Origin of the sequence: Succinimonas sp. (assembly GCF_045225735.1) — a bacterium.
Lineage (GTDB): Bacteria > Pseudomonadota > Gammaproteobacteria > Enterobacterales > Succinivibrionaceae > Succinimonas.
This window is the reverse complement of sequence record NZ_JBGVBR010000013.1, coordinates 1-3,665: the sequence shown is the minus strand read 5'-3', so window position 1 is coordinate 3,665 and position 3,665 is coordinate 1. Positions and strand designations below refer to the sequence as shown.

Annotated in this window: 5 protein-coding genes; all 5 read right to left on the bottom strand. The window is 48.4% G+C overall.

Features of this window, described 5'->3' with window-relative positions:
• Positions 1–875: 875 nt before the first annotated feature.
• Positions 876–1,358 carry an NADAR family protein gene (locus tag ACJROR_RS00390; RefSeq protein ID WP_406545366.1) on the bottom strand — a complete coding sequence of 161 codons (483 nt, stop codon included), beginning with the start codon at positions 1,356–1,358 and terminating at the stop codon, positions 876–878.
• Positions 1,355–1,741 carry a hypothetical protein gene (locus ACJROR_RS00385; protein ID WP_406545365.1) on the bottom strand — a complete coding sequence of 129 codons (387 nt, stop codon included), beginning with the start codon at positions 1,739–1,741 and terminating at the stop codon, positions 1,355–1,357. Before ACJROR_RS00385 ends, ACJROR_RS00390 begins: the two co-directional genes overlap by 4 nt.
• Positions 1,742–1,756: 15 nt before the next feature.
• Positions 1,757–2,398, bottom strand: coding sequence for a DUF3990 domain-containing protein (locus ACJROR_RS00380; protein ID WP_406545364.1), 642 nt, complete (start codon positions 2,396–2,398; stop codon positions 1,757–1,759).
• A gap of 16 nt (positions 2,399–2,414) precedes the next feature.
• The gene (locus ACJROR_RS00375) at positions 2,415–2,636 is read right to left on the bottom strand and encodes a restriction endonuclease subunit S (protein ID WP_406545367.1); all 222 of its coding nucleotides are present in this window, start codon (positions 2,634–2,636) and stop codon (positions 2,415–2,417) included.
• 236 nt (positions 2,637–2,872) lie between these two features.
• Positions 2,873–3,665 (bottom strand): SEL1-like repeat protein (locus ACJROR_RS00370; protein ID WP_406545363.1); only part of this gene is annotated, 793 nt, incomplete at its 5' end.

The window sequence follows — 3,665 nt, the reverse complement described above, 5'->3', positions numbered from 1 at the left end:
GGCCTGAGACATGTTCTTGGCTCCTCCGAGACCGTTCTCCGAAACTATCCCCATGCCGTTACAGCCCGCGCCGTCATTGAGAGAACAGCCTTTCTCAAAAGCGGATCTGGCCTTCGCAAAATCCCGGGCTATTCTGGATCCCCCTGAGATAAGCTTCGCCCAGCTTAAAGCAGTCATTCCCCTTGCCGGCGGAGCATCCCCTGGCAAAGTCATCCGGCTCCCTGCGGCATTTGCGGAAAACGAAAGCGCAAGCCCGGTTAAGAGAGCAACCCCGGCCTTAGATAAATTACAGGGTGTGTTATTCATCTCACTAAGTTCTGATTGAACGAAGAAAGGAGGAAAGGTCTCCAGGCATTGTCCGGAGACTTAACCTCTGCCTCTGAAACGCCTTTACTCCTTAAAGCCTTATCGGAAGCCTTGCCATAATGCCCTTCTTTCTCGCTGACACCACGTTTGCGTGGGCTTTTCCGGTATCATTCCTGGCTATACCGGGTTATTGCCAGATTATCATTCCGGTTAACAATTCCTGTGATGAGCCCTTGTTATCGGTTAAGACCATCATCATGGCTGTCAGCCCAAAACACCATCCCGGCTCCAGCCCGGCAATCTTTCAGAATAACGTTTTTATGATAATGGTAAAGCCATTCTCCCCCGGGGGCAAACCTGACAGGATTTTTCTGCATCAAAATACGATACTGTCCCTGTTTTCCCGCCTCGGCGAATCACTGTGAACTCTCCTGTGGATATTTTCCGGGAAGTTCCCAAAAACTCCTGCCTGTGGATAACTTTCCCCGGAACTCTTTCCCTCTCCAAAAAGAATCATTATCCTCATGAAAAATAAAAGGCATCCCCAAAATTACACTGTTCCCGGAAAATCATCGGTTCAGCTTGTCCCTCACCATCATCAGGACATAGCCAAGCAGGTTCTGCCCTTTCCATTTCGCCCTGACGAAACGATCCGGATCGTTCATCGAGAGGCCGATTCCCCATATTCTATCCCTGACCGCAGCTTCCGCTAATGTCGCATCACCTGTAGCCAGCAACATCTCTTTCAGATCCTCGTTCTGGGAGAACTTTGCCATCAGCCCCTCATATACAGCAACCTGCCTCAAACCATTCCATACATGATCATCGTAACCGGAGACCTGCCTGCCAAGAGCCTTAATCTCAGCCATATCGTCTGTTTTCAAGATCTCCAATGCAATCTTCTCATCATGAAAGCAGACGGCTTTCCGGTACATCATGTACTGTTCCATTGAAGAAAACTGATGCTCTGCATAAGAGAAGTTTGATGGGTACCAATTGCTGAGATACCCATACTCTTCCTCCGGATTGTGGAAACATATGATCTTACTCACTGCTCTGCCACCTTTTTAATGGCGAGATCCATGTCTAGATCATGCAGAACTTTGGATCTGGGATACATCACCAAGAATGGATATTGTTCGATCAACTCTCGGCTGCTTTTTTTTGTATATCCCTGCAGGTATGTGTAAAAATATCCAAGCCATTCGCAAAGCGTGGCATCGTATGCCTGCTCTCCATAGATATTGGGAAATTGATCTGCCATTTCGTCCCAGGACTGTGTGCAATACTTGGCATAGCGCTTGTCTGAGTTTTCCCTTAAACGCGAACCAAGGTACCGAGTCACCATTTGGTTCATATCCAAATGATTATCCGCCCAATGTCCAAACAGTGTTCCTGTCTCTTCGGCAAGATCGCCAATATAGTAATCTGTCATAGCCGTTTCGCCTCCTTAAATATAATTACTGAACGTGTCTTTCAGCGTGTTTCGATCGGACTCTATAAGCTCCAGAAGACTCTTCCTGGAGTTCAGATCACGTTCGTTATATCTTGCCAGGTAAACTTGCTGATCAATCTTCTCGATCGGCTGGTATTTCCGATGGATCAGCTTGAATGCTTTCTCCGATTTGATGCAATATTGCTGGCCTAAGTCCCCAAGACGCAATGCATCACTTAGCAATGAGGCATCAAGTTCGTCCCTTACGAATCGCTTTGCAATCAGGAAGTAAGAAGAATCCGCTCTCCAGCCCTTGATAACGTCATAAGGAGAAGTGTCAATCCTGTATTTTTCGACGAAAACAGGGGCAAACCTACGATATCTGACTGACGAATCCGCATCTCTGTGACTCATCAGTTCCGCGATCCATGCCTTCGGGTCGTACTGATCAAAATCCAGGATATCCAGATCGGTAACATCCAGATCGATCTGATACAAATAGCCCTCCGTGTCATTGCATACGGCCCACTCTCTGGCCAATTCAATGTCGGGAGTCAGGCAGAATCCCCTGCCGTAGTCATGTTTTTCTTCCCCTTTTCCGTATGTCGGTACCAGCGTCTCATTAGGGGAACCGTGATATAAAGTAATCTTTGCCATATCTTCAGTTCTCCCTCTATCCCCCTCTGTACAAACATTTTTTTAAGCATCGATTTCTTGATATCTTCAACTTTTCCAGCTTGCGCTGATTAAGGGTGATGAGGGGGTCAAATTGTTTAAAAAATCTTCCTTTTTCTTCTTGTTTCTTCTTTTCAGGGAGCTTAATTACTATGTCCTCGACATCGGATGCATTGTAAGAAGGTAACGCACCTGTTTGAGCTAATTTTGTTAAATCAATCGTTTCAAAAAGAGCGTAAATTCATCCAAAATCAGAAAATAAAGCGATGCCTTTATGTAAGCCATGTCACAACTCTTCGAATCACCGTTTTTTCCAATTTGGTTGCGGAACACAGGTCTTACTTTTCCGCACATAGCATTGGCACATTGAACGTTTTGAGTTCATCATCTGAACAAGACTTCCACAACAAAACTTCCACAACAAAAGCGGCACAAAGAACTCAAGCCCAAAAAACACTACTTTCCCAGCTTCTGAAGCTCCCGGCAGCTATCCTGTTCCCCGAGGGAGCAGCTCTGCTGGTAAAGATCCCGGGCCCGGCCGAGATCCTGAGACACCCCGTAGCCGAACTCATAAAGCACACCGAGATTCTTGCAGGATTCCCCGCTCTTAAGCTGGCATCCTTTCTCAAAATATTTCTTCGCCCCGGCGTAGTCCTTGCTGCCCAGCACTCCCTTTGCCAGGTCAAAGCCCGCATTGCCGCAGCCGATGCCGTCATTGAGGCTGCAGGCCCGATCGTAAAGGTCATGCCCCTTCTTAAGATTCTTGGCGGTGCCGTTGCCAAGAGCATAGCAGACTCCCAGAAAGCGGCAGCCCATGCCGTCCTGGAGATTGCAGCCCTTCTCTAAGGCCTTCATAGCCTGTCCGTAGTTCTGCTTCATGCCTTCGCCCTTGTAGAGCATGGCCCCCAGATTGCTGCAGCCCCGGGCATTATCCAGGTCGCAGGCTTTGGAATACAGCTGTCCCGCCTTCCGGAGATCCTTCTTGATGCCATTCCCGGTGAAGACGATATTGCCGCCCCGGAGACAGCTCTCGCCGTCTTTGAGGGTACAGCCCTGCTCATAGTAGGAAACAGCCTTCGCCGGATCTTTAGCCGTGCCGGAGCCTTCCTCATAGATCTTTCCGAGATTGCGGCAGCCCCCGAAGTCTCCCAGACTGCAGGCTTTCTCAAAATATTTCCGGGCTGTCTTAATGTCTGCGGTTCTGCCAATGCCGTTTTTGTAAAGTCTTCCCACATGCCGGCAGCCCTGC